We start from the raw sequence: 20,584 nt of genomic DNA, 5'->3' as shown, positions 1-20,584 counted from the left end.
TGGATTTAGGAGTCAGTTATGGATAAACAGATAGTACTCGTTGTTGATGATACGCCAGATAACATAGATGTTATGAGTGGTATCCTTCGTCCTAGTTACAAAGTCAAAGCCGCGCTAACTGGCGCTAAGGCGCTGAAGATAGCAGCTGGCACACCGAAACCAGAAATCATATTGCTTGATGTTATGATGCCAGAAATGGATGGCTATGAGGTTTGTAAAAGGCTCAAGGCTGATCCAAAGACAGCGGATATTCCAGTTATATTTGTCACAGCGATGAGTGCTGAAGAAGACGAAACCCGTGGTTTAGACCTAGGCGCAGTAGATTACATAACTAAACCTGTTCGTCCTTCCATTGTTCAAGCTCGCGTTAAAACCCACTTAGCACTTTATAATCAGAATCGTTATCTGGAAAAAACAGTTCAAGAGCGCACAGAAGATTTAATAAGTACTCAGTTGGAAATTATTCGTCGACTCGGAAGAGCGGCTGAGTTTAAAGACAATGAGACAGGTTTACATGTCATTCGTATGAGCCATTACTCTCGCCTGATGGCTGAGTCATTAGACATGTCAGAAAAGTGGAGCAACTTAGTATTTAATGCAGCACCAATGCATGACATAGGTAAGATTGGGATACCCGATGCAGTGTTGCTCAAGCCGGGTAAGCTCGATGAACAGGAGTGGGAACTGATGCGCAAACACCCTGAATTTGGAGCCAATATTATAGGGGAGCATGAATCAGAGCTTCTTATGATGGCCCGAGAAATCGCACTCGCTCACCATGAAAAGTGGGACGGTACAGGGTATCCCTATGGCTTAAAAGGGGAAGACATCCCGCTATCAGCACGAATAATCGCGATAGCGGATGTATTTGATGCACTAACGACGGCTCGACCATATAAAAAAGCTTGGTCGGTAAAAGACGCAGTAGCACTGATAGATCAAGAATCGGGTAAACATTTTGATCCTGAATTGGTTTCCGTGTTTCATGAAGTAATGCCAGAGATACTTGATATCAAAGAGCAGTATGCTGAAGAGGAGGGAAGCATTGAGGAGCTTTCGCGATAAACATATCTTGCCTTGTCGCAATGGAAAGCGCAGAAGTTCAGCGTCTTAGTGAAGGCTGCCATGAGATAAAAAAGAAGTCCCTTAAAATAAGAGACTTCACTTTTCGAATAGCTTTCGGGCTAACCAACAGAGCTTTGATTAGACTCGATATCGACGACATTGTCCGGAATCGCGTTAATGCCTTTTTCCTTAAGCCAAGCTTCTAAGTTGTCTGCACCACCAACATACTGACCATCTAGCCATATTTGCGGAACAGTGACTGGAGTTTTTAAACCGATGATCGCTTTAACTTCTGGGATCATTCTATATAGAGATGCGTTGTCTTTTACAACATCATGATATTGGTAATTGATACCAGCATCATCTAAGAGTTTCTTCGCTTTAACACAGAAAGGACAAGTGGCTTTGCCGTAAACAATGTTTCCTTTTAGCTCATCTCTCTTTGTCCATTCTTGGATGACGGATTGAACTAATACTCCTCGGTTCAAGGCTTCTCCTTGGCTAATTACTTTGCCCTCAACCATAATAATTGGAGCATGCCAAGCGCCGACTTTTAGAGGCTCCCACCAATGGGAAAGCCAATCTTTTACTTCTAAATCAACGGGTACGTCAGATAATTCGTTTGCAAATGTGTCATTCAGAATATCTTTGGTTAGTGTGCACTCTCCACAAGGGATATTCACTTTAAAAGGTCCCCAGCTACCAGCCCAGCGATATAGTGTAATTTTGATTGGATCTGCCATCAGTCTCACTCCTCAATATGTGTTCTATGTTAGTAGAACTGGACACAGTTGAGTTTCTTTCACTCGAGCTCATTTTTTATTTAAATAAACACAAAAAACCTCCAACAAGTTGGAGGCAAAAGAATGTGAAATACAACAAATATTATTATACCGAAGCTACAACATATCGATGTAATAGACGCTAACAGCACCTTGTGTTGCTTTGGTATAAAACAACAAGATGTAAGCACAAATACGTGTGGAGCATTTGTACTTTAGCTAGAGCAATTGCTATGCCAAAGTTAACTTACTGATTCCTAATGTCGCTGTTAGTTTCTGAACATTGGTCAATGCCCTTATTTGGTGGTTCTTCACCTTTTTAGTGCAGGATAACGTTTAGAAAGATTCGTTCGATTCATAAGACGATATTCGGCTACAATAACATCAATTTGGTCAATTATTAGGATAACAAACATGTATTCAGTGAGAGTCGGTGATGAAGTCATCTCTCCAAGCAAGGTAGTATGTATTGGTCGGAATTACCTCGAGCATATTCAAGAGCTCAACAATGCTATCCCGGATGACATGGTGGTATTCAATAAGCCCTCAACGAGCATTGCCCAGCAACTTTACGCTGCTCATGACGAACCTTTACATTATGAAGCTGAAATCTGTTTTGTTGTTAATGATGGGAGCTATACTGCTGTTGGTGTTGGACTTGATCTAACCAAGAGAAAACTGCAATCTGCGCTCAAAGGAAAAGGCCTACCTTGGGAAAGAGCAAAGGGGTTTGACAATTCAGCAATCTTTAGTCGATTTGTCCCAATTGAAAGTGTCGATGTCGATGATCTGCAAATTGAGCTGTTTATTAATTGTGTCAGAGTTCAACTTGGCCATGTTAAGCAAATGATGTATTCACCTAGCGCCATTCTTGATGAACTGAAGTCGTACACTACGTTAATTGACGGGGATATTGTTATGACTGGCACGCCTAAAGGCGTTGGTGAAGTTCACAAAGATGACGTGTTTTTATGCCGTTTAAAAAGTGGGGAAGAAACGGTTCTCGAAATTGAATGGCATGCGCAATAGGCACTGCACAAAGGCTTAAATAGGTTTCTTTAGCTTAATAGCTTCACTTTTATTTAATAATTAGATGTTTGTAGATCAGATCGCATAGCAACTTAAGATCGTGCTCTGCTTGGCCTATCAGTGGATGACCAATGTTGATTCTGAGGCAGTTTTTATATAAATCGAGGGTGGAGAATAGCTGCCCTTCTCGTATATCGAGCTGGTGGTCTTTTGCTTCTTCAGCCAATTTGATGCCGTCTAGTTCTGGTATTTGAAGCCACAAAACTAATCCTCCCTCAGGCGTACTGATTTGGGCACTTTCAGGTAAATTCTTGGCTAGGTAGGCTAAATAATCACGCCGATTATCTAACAGTTCAAGGCGTTTTCGTTTCAAATGTTTTACGTATTGACCTGACTCGATAAAGTCTGACAGAGCAAGCTGAACAGGGGCGGAGACGCCAAAGCATCCTGATGCAAAGGTTTTAGAGTAATCTTCTATATACCGTCCAGGTAGGCACCAGCCAAGGCGATATGTCGGTGACAAGCTTTTTGAAACTGACCCACACCATAATATATAACCGTTGGAATCGTATGATTTTGCGGGCAATGGGCATTGTCCAGAATAATCGAGCTCCAAATATACGTCATCTTCGATCACAGGGACTTTATAGTGGTTTGCAAGCTTAGCCAAACGCTGCTTTTGTTGAGCCGACATAGTAATGCCTTGTGGGTTCATATGTGATGTGCAAAATATTCCAGCTCGTACATTTCCATCCCTAAAATGTTGTTCTAATTGGTCTAAATCAATACCGTCATTGAGCGACGGAATCTCAATGATTTTTCGAGACATTCGCGCTAATAGTTCAAGGATTCCACTGAAACAAGGTGAGCTTATCGCAATGGCATCACCCGCTTCACTACAGACTTCCAGAGCAGTTTTAATCGAGGAAATACAACCTGAAGTTATCACTAAGTCGTTCGGATGAAAGTGGTGGCCAAGTTGAGCAAAGTTGCATGAAAGCACTTGGCGAAGAGATAACTCTCCCATGTAGTCAGGGTATACATTTTGGTGTGTATTCATGCGACGCATTGCGCGGTGAAAACTACGTTGCAACTCGATAGCTGCTTTGTCATCAATATCTGAGCTGGACACTCCCAATGGTCCATTTAATTTCGATTGAACACTTACGCGGGTGCTGGGTTCGGAAATGTGGCTTTCGAAATGAGCCCACTTAGGTGGTGTATGTGCATTGCGCTTTGAAGAGACAAAATAACCAGACTGTGGGCGAGCATGAATCCAGCCCTGTGACTCCAATTCTTGATAGCAACTGACCGCTGTTGAGACACTCACGCAATGTTGCTTCGAAAGCTTCCGTAGTGATGGCATGCGAGCGTTTTCTGTTAATTTTCCAGATTGTATTTGCCCAATAAACTGTTGCGCTAACTCTTTGTATATGCTCATACAAGTAAACTGTACTGGTTATTTTATAGAAAATTGTATCTGTACCTGTTTTATTTAGCAATACATACTCAAGTAAAAGGAGTCATTGAGTATGAGTAGAAAAGATTTACTGTTAGTAATGTTTGTCATGATCATCTGGGGTGTGAATTTCTCCATGATTAAGCTTGGTCTGACGGAAGTGAACCCGTTAATTCTTACCGCAATTAGATTCGCGTTAGCGGTAATTCCTGTGGTGTTTTTTATACCCAAACCAGATGTGAACTGGTCATACATAATCAGCTATGGTTTGGTATTTGGCTTTGGAGTATGGGGTTTAGCTTCTTGGTCGATAGAGGTTGGGCTATCATCTGGTATGTCTTCTGTATTGCTCCAAGTTAATGTGCTTATTGCTCTGTTTGTCGGTGTTTTCTACCTAAAGGAAGAACTCTCAAAGCTTAAAAGGGTAGGTGCTACTATTGCTTCACTGGCATTGGTGATGACAATAATCTACGCCCAAGGAAACATTACAGCTATTGGTTTATTTCTGATTCTACTCTCAGCCTGTGCGTGGGCCGCGAGCAGCTTAATCGTCAAGCGTTCTAAGACGAAGCAAGTGTTTGTATTTAATGTATGGGGAATTATGTTCGCACCAATACCATTGATTATGCTGGCGGTATCTTTAAATGGAGTTGGTGTCATTTCCGAAACTATACAGAATTGGCATTGGCAATCCACTGCTTCAGTGTGTTTTCAGGCTTATCCGACAACGTTATTCGGTTACTGGATTTGGAATAAACTACTAATCAAGTATCCATTTAGTACTGTCGCACCGTCTGTATTGTTGGTTCCCGTATTTGCATTGATCAGCGGGTACATAGTGTTTGATGAAACCTTGTCATCATTGCAAATGGTTACTAGCACCTTATTCTTTGTGGGTATTGGGCTAATTCTTAGTAAAGGTAAGAGTAATATGAAGGTGTCTGAGAGCTAGAAAACACAATCGTAATTTTTTATATTCTACTAGTTTTCAATCCAGCTCGTTCAAATACTGATATATTAATGGTTTAGAAAACTTACTAAATTAATCAAACTGTTAATGTTTTTGGAATGTTACATATTCCATTTTATTTAGTTCATTATTGTATTGCGTAATGAAAGCTACTAATTTATATGATAGTGTTGCTCACTTTATTTTATAGAGGCTGTTTTAAATAATGACGTTTGATGACAAGTACAATGCGAATAAAATTAGAATTGGACATTTGAGAAGCTTTTTATATAGTTACCAATTATCTAGTTTTTCTAAGGCTGCGATTAAACTTCAAATAACACAGTCGGCAATTACAAAAAATATTAAAGCATTAGAAAGTCAACTTGATACAAAGCTTTTCAATAGGGATACGCGTAACTTTAAACCAACTAAAGCGGGTGAGATATTATACCCAACAATTGAAAGTTTGTGTGTCCAAGCAACAAAGCTAGAACAAAGCTTAGAAACAATACATAGTGGGAATTGTGGTGAGGTAACCATTGGTTTTGATCGAGTGTTCTCGCCTTACGCGAGCCAATTTATTACAAAGCTTTTTTCACAGCGTTTCCCAAAGTCAAAGTTATTTATTGTAGATGAGCATGTTAAAGAACTTCACAATAAGCTCCTTAAAGGTAAGTTGGATTTTTACATATATAATCACACGGCATACAATTATATAGATAGCACTGAGCACTTAATTGTTAAACCGCTGCTGTCTATGGATGCTGTAGCAGTTGTTTCACCTAATGCCGAGTTTTTAAAAGACTCTAATGATATCACAACTTATAAATGGGTATTTCCGACAATCAACAAGTATTTTTCTGAGCATAACTTTTGGAATAGTTATCAGGAAATAAAAGACAAAGGTAATATGATGTATGAGATTGATAATAATCATACACGAATTAACCTAGCTCTAGATGGAGTTGCAGCGACAGTTCTCCCACTATTTACCGTGAAAGAACAACTAGAACAAGGTACGTTAATAAAAATACCAATGTCACTGGATCCTGTTCAACTATCAGTCTTCTATCTCAGTACAAATCCACTGGAAAGCAAGTCTAAGGCTATAATGGACTATTTTGTGCAATGTTTTGAAAACGAAGCCAGCTTTTTTTAGTTAAAATGCTATGTAAAAATACTAGCGACGTTTCCATTCTCAATACTAATTTTTATATCTGTGATAGTGAAACACAAGGTATCTATGTGACTTTATGTATCCTCAATTTTTTCACGAAAGTCATGCTCGGATGGATACTCCCCCTTGGTTTGGTCGAAAAATGGATCGCCTATTAATTCGTAAGAGTTGAATTCGTAGATTTGTCCTTTTTGACAACGACATATTATCGTTTCACTTTGTTTACTAAAGCAGATAGATATCACCTCATAAAACTCAGAGCAAAATATTTTACCCATAGCTCTAGTACGTTCGTGTATGACTACTTCGCCAATGCCAAATTTGCTCTCAAATATCATTGTGTTCCTGTAAATAGCCTAAGTTAAATTTCTTTGTATAATGATTTAATACGAATTATAAAACTCTGACTTTAGATTATGGATTAAGTGGTTTTTATATGAGTCAGAGATTTAAAGAACAGTTGTTATTTTTAAAATACTTAATATAGTTATGTGGTTCAATATTAAATAGTGGAATATATGTTATTCCATTATTTAATATGTTTGCTGAGCAGAGTTTTGTAATTGGATAATCTGATAGATGTTGTAAAGAGGAACATGCTTGTCCATTCAATCTGTCTAGCTAGGCTGCTCATTGGCGCTGGAATAGTTTAAAATACTGCCAATATTACTTATGGAAACAAACTCAGAGACAGAAATGAAGAATTGGTTGTTTTTGTTGGCAGCAATTGCGTTTGAAGTGGTTGCGACGTCTAGTCTTAAATCCAGCGAAGGTTTTACAAAAGTTGTCCCTTCGATAGTTGTTGTTATCGGCTACTGTGCGGCTTTCTATTTGTTGTCATTGACACTTAAATCTATTCCCGTAGGAGTTGCGTATGCGCTTTGGTCTGGGCTTGGAATTGTCTCTATATCTTTGGTTGCATGGTTATTTTACGGACAGAAGATCGATGTTTGGGGTATGGTTGGTATGGGGCTAATAATGAGTGGAGTCATCGTGTTAAACCTACTTTCTAAAACCAACGCACACTAGGTTTAAGTCGGCGAATTTCTACCGCTCTACTATGCTTGAAGGGTTGAAAACCTTCTTTTTAAGTAGAGGCTCTTAGTGTGTAATGTTTCTCAACATCATCATAGTTTAGCTAGATTCGCTTTCCTGAGCTTTTTTATTGCGATGGTGATTGGTTGTTCAGAATCAAACAGAGTTACCAGTAATGTGGTTTGGTCAGAGCTGCAACGAAATAGCTTTGATACCATTGACTTCGCTAGCTTAGGTGGAGGTCAGTGGACACGTATTTGCTTTCTTGGCCCTTATAATACAGATTCAGAAAAAACGCTGGGTTTTGATTGGCAGGTTTCAGACTATACCAGTGCTCTCAACTCAGATACTCACAATGTGATTGTTTTTTCAACCAACACTCAAGTTATCCATTACTTAGCCTATGAGCGTAATAGAGGCGATTTTTCATCCATGTCAGGAGATTGCTTTGAGCGTGATGACGCCTTGTTTGCTAGAAGTCCTGAGAATGAAGATTGGATGAGCTACATTCCTACCGAAAAGAGAACTCTAGCGACTAAATAGTCTTGGTGTAGAGGTTCAACCTTCTTGAGCTATTTTTCTTCGCATAATACGTTGAGGTCCTGCGGCTCCTCCATGATAGGTTTCTTTTGTATCTTCAAATCCGCCTTTTTGATAGCAGGAAATTGCTTTGGGGTTCTTGCAATTCACAGTCAAATATATTGAGTGATATCCTGAGTAATTAGCTTGCAGGTATGAACCTAACGCTTTAACAGCTTGAGTTCCGATGCCCTTGCCTTGCTGCCTCATATCGAGAGCAAACGCCCGCAGACCGATACTGTTTTCATGGCAAAATGAATGATTTGAAGAGTAATTTAAATCTAGCTTAAAGAACCCAACGACGGCTTCGTCATACTTAATGACATGCAAATCTGTTGTCTCACTTGTATCCAACAGAAACTCTTCGGGCGTGCCAGAGAATGTAATTTGCTCCGCGGCCAACTTAATATTTCTGACTGACTCTACGTATGAGTTTGTTAACTGTTCAATTTTAATCATGAGGTATCCAACTCGGCGGTTCTATACAGTTTGCATAAGAGACTTCAGTGATGAGTCTACTATCTCTAAATTGTCGCCATTAAGCCAGAATGTTCTCTTGTATTTCATGGTTTGAACCATCCACTTAGTTTCGGCCATTTGTGTTTAGGTCCATTTAGACTTAAAGCAGAGTGCGATAGCTAGTACTGTAGAATTCCAAGTTTAAAATCGGTAGATTGGTGCCTATTTTCCAAGTTTCATTATGGTATCGCTTTATGGTTAACGTTACATTTTTTAGTGCTAAATCTTATGACGAGTCTTCTTTTCAATCCGTCAACCACAGCAAGAATATTCGTTTGTATTTCAATGATTTTAGGTTGACACCGAAAACTGCAAAGATGGCACATGGTAGCGAGGTCGTTTGTGCATTTGTGAACGACGACTTGTCTGCGAATACTCTGAAGCTGCTTGCTGAAAGTGGTACTCGACTAATAGCATTGCGTTGTGCTGGTTTTGACAATGTTGATCTCGAAGAAGCCAAGAGGCTGGGGCTGCAAGTTGTTCGAGTTCCTGCTTACTCGCCTGAAGCAATTGCTGAACATGCAGTTGGGCTGATGATGTGTTTGAACCGTAAGTTTCACAAAGCATACCAACGTACTAGAGATGCCAACTTCGAATTGGAAGGACTGGTAGGCTTTAACTTTCACGGCAAGACCGTTGGGGTGGTTGGTAGCGGCAGGATCGGGATAGCAGCAATGAGGATTCTCAAAGGGCTAGGCATGACTATCTTATGCTACGACCCGTATAAAAACCCGCAGGCTATTGAGTTGGGAGTCACTTATTGTTCTTTAGACAAGCTCTTTAGAGAGAGCGACGTTATTACTCTGCATTGCCCTCTAACTAGTGAAAATCAACACTTGTTAGGAGATGAAGCCTTTAAAAAGATGAAAGATGGGGTGATGATCGTGAACACAAGTCGAGGTGGGTTACTTGATTCAGTAGCAGCGATTGAAGCACTAAAACAAGGAAAAATTGGCTCACTTGGTTTAGATGTTTATGATCATGAAAAGAACTTGTTCTTCCAAGATAAGTCGAATGTTGTCATTACTGATGATGTATTTCGCCGCCTTTCCGCTTGCCACAACGTGATATTTACAGGACATCAGGCTTTCTTAACCAAAGAAGCGCTGCAGCATATCGCAGAGACCACTTTGCTTAGTATCGAAAAGTTTATAGGCGATGACAAATCTGGCAACGAACTCGTAGAGTTTAGCAATTAGCCAATAAGTAGTAGAGGCTCTATATTTAAAACAGCTGACGGGATGTAAGGTATGTGTAAGTTGTTTTTAAAATCTAGCTTGGCGTTGTGGGTGACTATTTCTATCTTTTTCTCTATTCATACACAAGCTGAGCCTCTCAAGATTGTAACGTTAGAGTATCCTCCGTACATTTTTGATAACAAAGGAAAAGTTGATGGAATGGCGACGAAAGTCGTTCAGGAGGTATTTCGTCGGCTTGATCAGCCTATCGAGATTGAGATTCTTCCTTGGGCGAGGTCGATACATTACTTGAGAGCAGGTAGAGCTGACGCTATTTACACAATCTTTAAAACCCAAGAGCGAATGCAATTTGCTGATTACAGTGAGCAAATACTGTTTCAACAAAGTATTGCCTTATTTACAACGAAAGATCGATCTATCAGCTTTGATGGAAATATTGAAGGGTTGGCTGATTATTCTTTTTGTGTCGTAATCGGTGTGAGCTACGGCGAAATATTTGATAAAGCGGTAAAGTCAGGCAAGCTGGACAAGATATTTGAGACTCGCTCAGCGAATCAGTGTTTGCAACTTCTTTTAAGAGGTAGGGTCGATATATGGGTAAATAACTACTTTGGTGCTTTGGCCATTGCCAACTCCGAGTCTCAGTTATCCAAGCTGAAAACTATTGCACCTTCAATACAATCAACGGCTAGCTATATCGCGTTTTCAAAGCTTAACGACCACCAAGATATGCGCGACAAATTTGATCAAGCACTTACAACTATGAAGCAAGATGGGACTTACAAGAAGATCATTGAAGCCTTTGTTGGCCCACAAGAAAATATGATGGTGCCATAAGGCGCTACTAATCTAAGCTTTCCTGATGTGCTTCTATCAGCGCGTCCATCTTCTCTTCCATTCGCTTCATCGCATCTAAATAGCTTTCTTGTTTGCTCATTTCCCCTACCACTTCATAGTAACATTTGACTTTAGGTTCAGTACCCGAAGGGCGAATGATGATACGCGATTGATCCTCTAAGTAATAAATGATCACATCGCTTGCAGGATAAGGTAGTGGTTGCGTTGGCCCTGATAGATTGAACCGAAGTGAAGCTTTAAAGTCTTCAATTTGAACGACTTTTAAACCAGCGATCTTTTCTGGTGGATTAGCTCTCAGCTTGTCGCCAATCGCGGGTAGTTCAGGATCAAACTGGATACTTTTTTGCGCGTTCAAGTAAATGCCATATTTTCGATATATAAACTCTAAGTAATCCCAAATGGTTTTGTTTTGGGTATAGGTTTCGGCGGCAAGTTGCGCAAATATGGCAAAGGTAAAGAGACCATCTTTATCCCATACTTGCTTACCAATGGTGTATCCAATGGCCTCTTCGTAGGCAAATAGAAACTGGTGTTGCTCTGTTTCAAGTTGCATGGCCATATTGCTTAGCCATTTGAAACCCGTTAGGGTTTTGTAGTGCTCCGCACCCATATCAATAGCAATCTTTTCGAGAAGCCTAGAGGAGACTATGGTGTTACCAACAAGTTGCTTGCTTGGATCGGTTTTGGTGAGAAGGTAGTGACCCAATAGTACGCCAAGCTGGTCTCCAGTGAGCATTTTATATCGGCCATTTAATTGTTGCACCGCAACGGCAAATCTATCGGCATCAGGGTCATTTGCACACGCTACTTGGGCTTTGAGTGATTCTGCCATCTCAATCACTTTATCCATTGCCCCTTTTTCTTCTGGGTTAGGGAAGGCGACGGTCGGAAATGAGGGTTCAGGATCCCGCTGCTCTGGAACACTGAGTACGTTTGTGAAGCCGATATCATGTAGCAGCGCTTCGGCAATACTTGCGCCAACGCCATGTAAAGCCGTATACGCAATTGTCATGCAGGCTGGGTTGGTATGGTTTGCAAGTAGGGAGCTGTTGACCATTGCGTGTCTATAGGCACTGACATATTCATCCGATAGCCATTCAAGTAAGCCTTTCTTTTTGGCGTTGTCTAAGCTCATCAAAGGGATAGGTTTGACTGCAGCACGTTCAATTTCAGCGGCAATCCCTTGATCGTGTGGAGGAATGATCTGTGCGCCATTCTCCCAATAAACTTTAAAGCCATTGTATCTGGGAGGGTTGTGACTTGCGGTGACAACAACGGCTCCAGCGGCATCTAGGTGTTTGACACCAAAAGCGACAACAGGGGTTGGCACTTCGTGACGGGATAAGTAAACCTTTATACCGAGAGCGGCTAAAACTGCTGCTGTGTCGTGGGCAAATTGTTTTGAGTCAAACCTTCCATCGTATCCGACAACAATGCCTCGAGAACAAGCGTTCTCAACATGACGAATCAAATAGTGTCCAAGGCCAGTTGCTGTTTCTTGTATGACTAATCTGTTCATACGATTAGGGCCGCAACCCATCAAGCCACGCAGCCCTGCAGTTCCAAATTCTAGGCGTTTTTTGAAGCGTTTTTCTATTTCATCTACCAGGTTTTCCTCAATGAGAAATTGCAACTCTTCTCTTGTCCTCGGATCTGGATCTCTTTCTAGCCAACGGGTCACATCTATTGTCATGTTTGGCCCCTTAATTAATGTCATGAATCACTATTATTTTACTACTGAATATAGTGACTAATATGTCATTAAAACAATATATCTGGTTCAGTGATATACACCTCATTATTCCTAGCACTTTTTTATGATTTGTTGAAGTAAGCATCAGAAACGAATGTAAAAATTTTTTGCGCTAGGACTTTCTTGAACTATTGAATTTCGTTAACTAACGTTTATTAACATAAATATAACAAAACCCTTCAAGTAACCGTTTGGTCAATCATCAACAATGGCTGAGCTCGACGGGTGCTTGATGCCCTCTGACTATATTGGTCGCAGGTATTAGGGATTTTGCGCGGAAAGACTTGTGCCAGGCAGGCAATTTTTGAATCAGGGTAGAGGAGAGCGTCTTTTGAAAAGGTCAACAACCATACGTGGGCTGTGCGCCAGTATACTTTATTTGGGTATGACTCATCCTGCTATCTCCGCTGAACAAAAATTTAATATGACCAAAGGTGTCACAGATATCAGTGGCCAAGTCTATGAACTGCATATGCTGATATTTTGGATTTGTGTGGCGATTGCAGTTGTTGTTTTTGGGGTGATGTTTTACTCGATAATAAATCACCGGAAATCCAAAGGGGCGGTTGCTGCACATTTCCATGAAAGCACAAAGGTCGAGGTGATATGGACGGTTATTCCGATCATTATCTTGGTTGCGATGGCGATACCTGCGACCAAGACATTGGTTGCGATGGAAGATACCACTAAGTCTGACTTAACCGTTATTGTCACGGGTTCCCAATGGAAGTGGCATTACAGCTACTTTGGCGAAGATGTTGAATTCTTTAGTTTGTTATCTACATCGGCAAAGCAGATCGATAATGAAGAACCAAAAGGCGCTAATTACCTTCTTGAAGTAGACAATCCTCTAGTCCTGCCTATTAACCGTAAAGTTCGTTTTTTACTTACCTCCGATGATGTTATCCACTCTTGGTGGGTGCCAGATTTTGCCGTTAAAAAAGACACGATCCCCGGATTTATTAATGAGGCATGGACCAAGATAGATAAACCGGGCATGTACAGAGGCCAATGTGCTGAATTGTGTGGTCGTGCTCATGGCTTTATGCCAATTGTCGTTCATGCAATGGAAGAGGACGAATACGACCAATGGCTGGCAAACAAAAAAGTCGAGATGGAGGAAGCTCGCAAAGCGGCTCAAGCGGCATTGGGAAATGTATTGCCTAAAGAAGAACTAATGAGCATTGGTGAACAAGTTTATATCGACCGCTGTGCAGTGTGCCATCAGTTGAACGGCTTAGGTGTCCCCGGGGCATTCCCAGCAATTAAAGGAAGCAACATTGCGACAGGAGCTGTCACTGATCATCTTAATATTATTATCAATGGTAAGAGTGGAACAGCGATGCAAGCATTTGCTAACCAACTCACCGAAGAAGAAATCGCTGCGGTAACAACGTATCAACGAAACGCGTGGGGCAATGACACTGGTGACATTGTGCAAGCTTCGGATGTTAACGCGGTAATCGAGCAAGAGTCGAAGGAGTGACCATGACAGTGTCTAAAGAACATGAGATTAAATCTGCTCCAGCTGCTGACGCTGAATTAGGTCGTGTACAGAGTACCACCGCAGTTGAAGATGACCATTCTGATCACGAACATCATGCACCATCTGGAATTGCTCGCTGGGTGCTTTCAACCAACCACAAGGATATAGGAACGCTCTATTTGTGGTTTAGCTTCATCATGTTCTTAGTTGGTGGAGCGATGGCGATGATCATTCGTGCTGAATTGTTCCAGCCGGGGATGCAGCTGGTAGACCCTGACTTCTTCAACCAAATGACGACAGTTCACGGCCTGGTCATGGTATTCGGTGCTGTAATGCCTGCTTTTACTGGGCTTGCAAACTGGATGATACCGATGATGATTGGTGCTCCAGATATGGCACTCCCAAGACTAAATAACTTGAGTTTCTGGATATTGCCATTTGCGTTTTTGATTCTGTTAGCATCTCTGTTCACTGAGGGCGGTGGTCCAGATTTTGGATGGACATTCTACGCTCCGCTTTCAACTACTTATGGCCCAGATAGCACGGCATTGTTTGTCTTTTCTGTGCATATCATGGGTATCAGCTCGATTATGGGTGCGATTAACGTGATCGTAACCATCTTTAACATGCGCGCACCAGGGATGACTTGGTTCAAGCTACCATTGTTTGTCTGGACTTGGTTAATCACAGCTTTCCTTCTTATTGCGGTAATGCCAGTGTTAGCTGGTGCTGTCACCATGGTGTTAACGGACAAATATTTCGGTACTAGCTTCTTCGATGCTGCTGGTGGTGGAGATCCTGTAATGTTCCAGCATATTTTCTGGTTCTTTGGTCACCCGGAAGTGTACATCATGATATTGCCTTCATTCGGTATCATTTCCGCGATAATACCGACGTTTAGTGGCAAGAAGTTGTTTGGTTATCATTCGATGGTGTATGCGACAACAAGTATTGCGTTGCTGTCGTTTATTGTTTGGGCGCACCACATGTTTACAACAGGTATGCCAGTGTTTGCCGAACTGTTCTTTATGTACTGTACAATGCTTATTGCAGTACCAACTGGGGTGAAAGTATTTAACTGGGTCGCGACAATGTGGCGGGGGGCTCTGACCTTTGAGACGCCCATGTTGTTCGCCATAGCCTTTATTGTTCTATTTACTATCGGTGGGCTGTCTGGCTTGATGTTGGCGATAGTACCTGCTGATTTCCAATACCACGATACGTATTTTGTGGTTGCACACTTCCATTATGTATTGGTATCTGGTGCTGTGTTCTCGATTATGGCGGCTGCCTACTATTGGCTGCCTAAATGGACTGGCCATATGTATGATCAACGTCTGAGCTTATGGCATTTCTGGTGCTCGATCATCTCAGTTAATATTCTATTTTTCCCGATGCATTTCTTAGGTTTGGCGGGTATGCCAAGGCGTATTCCTGACTATGCGATTCAATTTGCTGACGTGAATCAAATCGTTTCAATTGGTGGTTTTGCCTTTGGCCTATCGCAGCTAATCTTCCTATGGCTAGTAATCAAATGTATCCGCGGAGGCGAAAAAGCGCCTGCGAAACCATGGGAACGAGCTGAGGGCTTAGAGTGGACCGTTCCAAGCCCGGCACCACACCACACTTTTGAAACGCCACCAAAAGTAGATTAAAGGTGTCGTTATGGAACAGGTGGAAAAGAAAAATAAAACGTTAATCATCAAGCTGCTGGTAGCGGTGGTGGGAATGTTTGGTTTTGGTTTTGCGCTTGTTCCTCTTTATGACGTGATGTGTGATGCGTTAGGGATCAACGGTAAAACCAATACAGTTTCAGCGATTCAACCAAAAGGGATGGTACCGGATACTTCTCGAATCGTGCGAGTCGAGTTTATGTCGCATATCAACCCGGATATGCCTTGGACGTTCGAACCTGAGCGAAAAGTGATGGAAGTGCACCCGGGTCAAGTTATTCAAACTGCCTATATTGCGAAAAACTTATCAGGTGCTTTTACAACGGGACAAGCAGTTCCTTCTGTCTCACCGGGCCTTGGCGCGAGCTATTTCAATAAAATTGAGTGCTTTTGCTTCAATCAGCAACCTCTAAATGCTCAGTCAGAAGCGAGCATGCCTCTGATTTTTTACATCGAACCCAATATTCCCGAATCTATTCACACCCTGACCCTGTCCTATACGCTATTCAATATCAGTGACAAGGTAAAAACAGATACAGCTTCGCTGGAGAGTAACTCTTCAGAAAATATGGAAATTAGCTCATTACAAGGAGCGAACTTATGAGTTCAAAGTTTGAACGCTATTACGTACCGGCACAAAGTAGTTGGCCAATCGTAGGTGCCATAGCACTGTTTTTGGTGGCGGTAGGTGCAGGTTTGACTGTGCAGCACATGGAAACAGGTGGAGCAGGTAGCGTATTTGGTAAAGTCGTGTTGGGCCTTGGTTTTGTGGTACTGCTTTATATGCTCGCCGGCTGGTTTACTAACGTTGTCAATGAGTCGTTGTCTGGTTACTACTCCGCTCAAATTAATCGTTCTTTCCGACAAGGTATGAGCTGGTTCATTTTCTCAGAAGTGATGTTCTTTGGCGCTTTTTTTGGTGCACTGTTTTATGCACGTATGGTTTCGGTTCCTTGGTTGGGAGGAGCGTCCAACAATGCAATGACTGGTGAGCTACTTTGGCCGACTTTTGAAGCGGTGTGGCCATTGTTGGAAACGCCAGCGGGAGAATTAACCAAAGCGATGCCATGGCAAGGTTTGCCATTGATGAACACTATTATTCTGCTGGCTTCATCAATTACGTTGCACTTAGCACACGTCAGTTTGGAGAAAAACAAACGCTTTGCCTTAATTGTTTGGTTGGAAATTACCATCATATTGGCGGGTTTCTTCCTGTATTACCAAGCGTCGGAATATATTCATGCTTATGAAGAACTTGGCCTGACCCTTCAGTCAGGAGTGTATGGTAACACCTTTTTCTTGTTGACGGGTTTCCATGGCTTGCACGTGTGTTTGGGTACCATCTTTTTAATCGTGTTGCTCGCTCGAATAGCCAAAGATCATTTTACGCCGAAAGACCATTTCGCTTTTCAAGCGGGTAGCTGGTATTGGCACTTTGTAGACGTGGTTTGGTTGACGCTATTTATCTTTGTTTATGTGCTGTAGTGAAAAAGTAGAAGGCCGTTAATACGGCCTTGGGTTAGGCTCTAGCCAGCCACTGGTTAGAGCAATGATGAGAAGTAGAACAACAATTGCTGAGAATAAAACACGTTTTCCTAAGTAGTGGCTCATTGGTTGAGTATTTTCATCGGCTTCAGAGGGTTCTCTAACCATTTGAACAAGCGCCCTAGCAAGGTTGAAGAAAATGAAAAGTAGCATGAAAACGAGCGCAATTTTAAATACAAGAACCATAGCAAAGCCTCTGTTAATGTTATTGAAATCAAAGAATTTTTGGGTTTGTGTATTAATAACTTTGGTCGTGTTTTCTTTATTGGTCAAATTAGGTTTGTGGCAACTGTCGAGAGGATATGAAAAACAACAGTTGGAGTCACATCTTGCACAAAATATTGCAAAGGATCCTGTTGAGTTTGACAGCTTTCTAGAAGCTCATGGTGAAGAAGAGCACAATGCTGCGGCTTATACCGGACAAAAAGTCTTTGCAGAGTTCTCTCCAGTATCAGGATCTTATGTGCTGCTAGATAACCAAACACTTAATGGGAAAGTAGGCTATCTCGCATACCAGTTAGTGAAAAGTGAAAGAGGTCATTATTTTTTGTTAGAGAGGGGATTTGTTGCTGGCAAAAAGATCCGCAGCGAATTGCCAGCGGTAAATTGGCTTGAGGAGCCCGCAAATCTCAACGGTCAGTTGTACCAGCGAATGATGAATCCATTGAGTAATGAGTTGGGTCTTGAGTTAACCGAGCCAAAACGCATTCAAAACCTAAATCTTGAGCAGCTTTCATCTGTATTTGGAGTAGAAATAGTGCCGTATCTGTTTCAACCCGTAGAAGAAAATTGGCCTTACGCTCAGCCTTGGCAACCACTGCCAATGAGTTCAAAAAAACATTTTGGGTATTCATTTCAGTGGTTTTCGATGGCAGTGATGTTACTAGTGCTTGTTAGTTGGCTTTTATATCGAACTTATAAGAATTATCAAATCGACTCTAGGAGAATGTAGTGAAAAATCGTGTGGTTAGAGGTCGTCTCATATTGATTAGTTTGGTCTTGTTGTTTGCTTTGCCAGTTATTGCAGCGAAGGTTATTTTAAGTAACAACTGGTACCAATCCGGCGTCACAAACAATGGTCAGTTGTTCGATCCTGTTGTGAGTTATAAATCTCTTGGTTTGAAAAACCCGCTACAAAGTCAATCTTGGCAGCTAGGCTTTGTGGTGCCTCCAAAATGTGACAGGTTTTGCAGCCAACAACTTCACCTATTGGGCCAAAGTCATACGGCACTCGGAAAGTATCAAGGGAGGGTGACTCCAGTTGTTTACTTCACAGCAGAGAGCGATGCATCTGTTAAAAAAGGCTATCCGTACCAAATCATTGATGTGAGTAACGCGTTCACTAATGAAGTGCATGAATCAGAATACGTCATTATCGACCCTTTAGGTCAGCTGGTGATGCGTTATCCCAAAGTAGATACTGCAAACAAGCTGATGGCCCAATCTAAGGGGCTACTGGCCGATCTAAAAAAACTACTAAAACTTTCAAGAGTGGGTTAATCGAATAGAAACAACCTAGATGCAAAGCTAAGGAGAGCGTATGAAGTTGCAAATGTTGGTAAGGTTGAGTCTGGTTTTAACGTTTATTGTTATTATGCTTGGCGCATACACTCGTCTAGCAGATGCGGGCTTAGGCTGCCCTGACTGGCCCGGATGTTACGGTCACTTTGCCGTTCCTACCGATGGAAAAGATATCTTAAGAGCAAATATTCTCTACCCGGGGTTGACCGTAGAAGCGGATAAAGCTTGGCTTGAAATGATTCACCGCTATTTCGCTGGCACTCTTGGAGTATTGGTTTTCGCTATTGCTTTTGTTGCTGCAAAACAAAAGCGAATCCCCATTACTTTTGCTGTCGGTATGTGCTCTCTTATCGTTTTTCAAGCGCTACTGGGTATGTGGACAGTGACTCTTAAGCTAATGCCTGCTGTAGTTATGGGGCATTTGCTTGGCGGTTTTATGCTGTTCTGCGTCTTGTTCATTCTCTACTGGAAGCTCACAGATCGGCGGCTGCCAACAGGTTATGAATCCCTTCCCCCATCTCTGCCCGTCTTTGCAACGATTGCTGCCTTACTTGTCTTACTGCAGATCATGCTTGGCGGTTGGACGTCGTCAAATTACGCCGCTCTGATGTGTACAGGCCTACCAATCTGCGAAGGAGACTGGTTTAACAGGCTAGATGTTATCAACGCCTTTACCTTGGTCCACTCGGGTTTCGACAATTACGAATTTGGCGTATTGGACTATGAGGCAAGAATGACTATTCACGTCGCTCATAGAATTGGAGCAATATTGGCCTCAATTGCAGTGATAGCTTTGGCTGCGAAATGTTTAATACAACAAGATGAACTACTTAAGAAGGTTGGGTGGCGACTGTTACTCGTTTTAGCTTTGCAAATAGCGTTGGGTGTAAGCAATGTAATTTTCGCACTACCGTTAGTGGTGGCAGTAGCGCATAACCTTGGTGCTGCAATATTGCTCGTGACAGTTTTGTACGCGAACTATTTGATGTGGCAGCCAAGCCGAGTAGTTGAACTGAGTAAGGAGAGTGTTCAATGAGTAAAGCAGTGACTGTTGAGCAAAGTATCCCAAATCCAAGGTCTACTTGGCGGACGTATTTAACATTAACCAAGCCGAAGGTAGTGGCATTAATGTTGCTGACTGCGGTGGTTGGGATGTGCTTAGCTTTACCCGGAGCTCTGCCTGTCCAACAGGCAATACTGGGTTTAATCGGTATCGGTTTAATGGCGGGCTCTGCTGCAGCGTATAACCATTTAATTGATCAAAAAATTGATGCGGTGATGGCTCGGACCTTTAACCGGCCGCTGCCATCAGGGGATATTCAAGCTTCACGAGTATTTCTATTTGCTAGCCTAATTGGTTTGACCGGGTTTGCTCTTTTGTATTTCGGTGTCAATACGCTTACCGCTTGGTTAACCTTGTTTAGTCTATTGGGTTATGCGGTTGTTTATACCTTGTATTTGAAGCGGGCAACACCACAAAACATCGTGATTGCTGGCTTGGCTGGAGCTATGCCGCCATTGCTTGGCTGGACTGCTGTAACAGGGGAGGTTCATCCGCATGCTTGGTTACTGGTGATGATCATTTTTGTCTGGACTCCACCGCACTTTTGGGCTTTGGCAATACATAGGAAGAATGATTACGCCAAAGCGAAAATCCCGATGTTATCGGTCACGCATGGAATTGAATACACTAAGACCTCGATATTGCTGTACACAGTGCTGCTTGCCATGGTGTGCTTGCTGCCAGTATTGGTAGGAATGTCAGGGGTGATTTATCTGGCTATTTCAACGGTGTTGAGTGTTGGGTTTATTTACTCAGCTTGGCAGCTCAAATACTACCAAACTGATAAATCGGCAATCAGCACGTTCAAATTTTCTATTTATCATTTGATGATGTTGTTTGTTGCTTTACTTGCCGATCACTACTTGACGATTTAGTGCTTAGGCGGTGG

21 protein-coding genes are annotated in these 20,584 nt (G+C 42.0%); 16 read left to right on the top strand and 5 right to left on the bottom strand.

Going from position 1 to position 20,584, the window contains the following annotated elements:
* The first annotated feature begins 18 nt into the window (after window positions 1-18).
* Window positions 19-1,065, top strand: coding sequence for a response regulator (locus tag L7A31_RS06040; protein ID WP_237360592.1), 1,047 nt, complete (start codon window positions 19-21; stop codon window positions 1,063-1,065).
* Between the two features lie 119 nt (window positions 1,066-1,184).
* On the opposite strand, the gene L7A31_RS06035 is transcribed toward L7A31_RS06040, so the two are convergent.
* A complete protein-coding gene (locus L7A31_RS06035; RefSeq protein WP_237360591.1) occupies window positions 1,185-1,808 on the bottom strand; it encodes a glutaredoxin in 624 nt (207 codons plus the stop codon).
* A gap of 453 nt (window positions 1,809-2,261) precedes the next feature.
* On the opposite strand from L7A31_RS06035, the gene L7A31_RS06030 reads away from it, so the two are divergent.
* Window positions 2,262-2,876: a fumarylacetoacetate hydrolase family protein gene (locus tag L7A31_RS06030; protein ID WP_237360590.1), complete on the top strand. Its 615-nt coding sequence runs from the start codon at window positions 2,262-2,264 to the stop codon at window positions 2,874-2,876.
* Window positions 2,877-2,925: 49 nt separating this feature from the next.
* Here the strand turns inward: L7A31_RS06030 and L7A31_RS06025 are convergent, their stop codons facing one another.
* Window positions 2,926-4,317, bottom strand: a complete 1,392-nt coding sequence (locus tag L7A31_RS06025) for an aminotransferase-like domain-containing protein (protein ID WP_237360589.1) — start codon at window positions 4,315-4,317, stop codon at window positions 2,926-2,928.
* Window positions 4,318-4,408: 91 nt separating this feature from the next.
* Between L7A31_RS06025 and L7A31_RS06020 the strand changes: the two genes are divergently transcribed.
* The 4 genes from L7A31_RS06020 to L7A31_RS06005 all read left to right on the top strand — a co-directional run bounded on the left by L7A31_RS06020 (window position 4,409) and on the right by L7A31_RS06005 (window position 8,042).
* Window positions 4,409-5,287, top strand: coding sequence for an EamA family transporter (locus tag L7A31_RS06020; protein WP_237360588.1), 879 nt, complete (start codon window positions 4,409-4,411; stop codon window positions 5,285-5,287).
* 223 nt (window positions 5,288-5,510) lie between these two features.
* Entirely contained in the window at window positions 5,511-6,446 is a 936-nt protein-coding gene (locus L7A31_RS06015) for a LysR family transcriptional regulator (protein WP_237360587.1), read from the top strand.
* Window positions 6,447-7,160: 714 nt separating this feature from the next.
* Window positions 7,161-7,493, top strand: coding sequence for a DMT family transporter (locus L7A31_RS06010; RefSeq protein ID WP_237360586.1), 333 nt, complete (start codon window positions 7,161-7,163; stop codon window positions 7,491-7,493).
* A gap of 75 nt (window positions 7,494-7,568) precedes the next feature.
* Window positions 7,569-8,042: a hypothetical protein gene (locus L7A31_RS06005; protein ID WP_237360585.1), complete on the top strand. Its 474-nt coding sequence runs from the start codon at window positions 7,569-7,571 to the stop codon at window positions 8,040-8,042.
* Between the two features lie 15 nt (window positions 8,043-8,057).
* Here L7A31_RS06005 and L7A31_RS06000 read toward each other — a convergent pair whose 3' ends face one another.
* Window positions 8,058-8,537 carry a GNAT family N-acetyltransferase gene (locus tag L7A31_RS06000; RefSeq protein WP_237360584.1) on the bottom strand — a complete coding sequence of 160 codons (480 nt, stop codon included), beginning with the start codon at window positions 8,535-8,537 and terminating at the stop codon, window positions 8,058-8,060.
* A gap of 254 nt (window positions 8,538-8,791) precedes the next feature.
* Here L7A31_RS06000 and L7A31_RS05995 point away from each other — a divergent pair, with 254 nt between their 5' ends.
* On the top strand, window positions 8,792-9,796 hold the full coding sequence (locus tag L7A31_RS05995) for a 2-hydroxyacid dehydrogenase (RefSeq protein ID WP_237360583.1): 1,005 nt from the start codon (window positions 8,792-8,794) through the stop codon (window positions 9,794-9,796).
* A 51-nt stretch (window positions 9,797-9,847) separates the two neighbouring features.
* Entirely contained in the window at window positions 9,848-10,633 is a 786-nt protein-coding gene (locus L7A31_RS05990) for a substrate-binding periplasmic protein (RefSeq protein WP_237360582.1), read from the top strand.
* A 7-nt stretch (window positions 10,634-10,640) separates the two neighbouring features.
* Here the strand turns inward: L7A31_RS05990 and L7A31_RS05985 are convergent, their stop codons facing one another.
* Entirely contained in the window at window positions 10,641-12,347 is a 1,707-nt protein-coding gene (locus L7A31_RS05985) for a phospho-sugar mutase (protein WP_237360581.1), read from the bottom strand.
* A gap of 445 nt (window positions 12,348-12,792) precedes the next feature.
* Between L7A31_RS05985 and coxB the strand changes: the two genes are divergently transcribed.
* The 4 genes from coxB to L7A31_RS05965 are packed head-to-tail and all read left to right on the top strand — an operon-like array spanning window position 12,793 to window position 17,051.
* Window positions 12,793-13,893 (top strand): cytochrome c oxidase subunit II, encoded by a 1,101-nt coding sequence (gene coxB, locus L7A31_RS05980; protein ID WP_237360766.1) that lies wholly within the window; start codon window positions 12,793-12,795, stop codon window positions 13,891-13,893.
* A gap of 2 nt (window positions 13,894-13,895) precedes the next feature.
* Complete coding sequence (gene ctaD, locus L7A31_RS05975) at window positions 13,896-15,548, top strand: cytochrome c oxidase subunit I (protein ID WP_237360580.1); 1,653 nt, start codon at window positions 13,896-13,898, stop codon at window positions 15,546-15,548.
* A 10-nt stretch (window positions 15,549-15,558) separates the two neighbouring features.
* The gene (locus L7A31_RS05970; protein WP_237360579.1) at window positions 15,559-16,170 is read left to right on the top strand and encodes a cytochrome c oxidase assembly protein; all 612 of its coding nucleotides are present in this window, start codon (window positions 15,559-15,561) and stop codon (window positions 16,168-16,170) included.
* Window positions 16,167-17,051, top strand: a complete 885-nt coding sequence (locus L7A31_RS05965; protein ID WP_237360578.1) for a cytochrome c oxidase subunit 3 — start codon at window positions 16,167-16,169, stop codon at window positions 17,049-17,051. The genes L7A31_RS05970 and L7A31_RS05965 overlap by 4 nt, the downstream gene beginning before the upstream one ends.
* A gap of 18 nt (window positions 17,052-17,069) precedes the next feature.
* Here L7A31_RS05965 and L7A31_RS05960 read toward each other — a convergent pair whose 3' ends face one another.
* Window positions 17,070-17,297, bottom strand: coding sequence for a DUF2909 domain-containing protein (locus tag L7A31_RS05960; protein ID WP_237360577.1), 228 nt, complete (start codon window positions 17,295-17,297; stop codon window positions 17,070-17,072).
* Here L7A31_RS05960 and L7A31_RS05955 point away from each other — a divergent pair.
* Genes L7A31_RS05955 through cyoE form a run of 4 tightly spaced genes read left to right on the top strand, consistent with a single transcriptional unit; the run spans window position 17,251 to window position 20,570 of the window.
* Complete coding sequence (locus L7A31_RS05955; protein WP_237360576.1) at window positions 17,251-18,063, top strand: SURF1 family protein; 813 nt, start codon at window positions 17,251-17,253, stop codon at window positions 18,061-18,063. The genes L7A31_RS05960 and L7A31_RS05955 overlap by 47 nt on opposite strands.
* Window positions 18,063-18,611 carry a redox-active disulfide-containing membrane protein gene (locus L7A31_RS05950; protein WP_237360575.1) on the top strand — a complete coding sequence of 183 codons (549 nt, stop codon included), beginning with the start codon at window positions 18,063-18,065 and terminating at the stop codon, window positions 18,609-18,611. The genes L7A31_RS05955 and L7A31_RS05950 overlap by 1 nt, the downstream gene beginning before the upstream one ends.
* 40 nt (window positions 18,612-18,651) lie before the next feature.
* Window positions 18,652-19,668, top strand: a complete 1,017-nt coding sequence (locus tag L7A31_RS05945; protein ID WP_237360574.1) for a COX15/CtaA family protein — start codon at window positions 18,652-18,654, stop codon at window positions 19,666-19,668.
* A complete protein-coding gene (cyoE, locus tag L7A31_RS05940) occupies window positions 19,665-20,570 on the top strand; it encodes a heme o synthase (protein ID WP_237360573.1) in 906 nt (301 codons plus the stop codon). Before L7A31_RS05945 ends, cyoE begins: the two co-directional genes overlap by 4 nt.
* Window positions 20,571-20,584 lie beyond the last annotated feature (14 nt).

This window comes from Vibrio marisflavi CECT 7928, assembly GCF_921294215.1.
In the GTDB taxonomy this organism is placed as follows: Bacteria; Pseudomonadota; Gammaproteobacteria; order Enterobacterales; family Vibrionaceae; genus Vibrio; species Vibrio marisflavi.
This window is presented reverse-complemented; position numbering and strand designations above follow the sequence as displayed.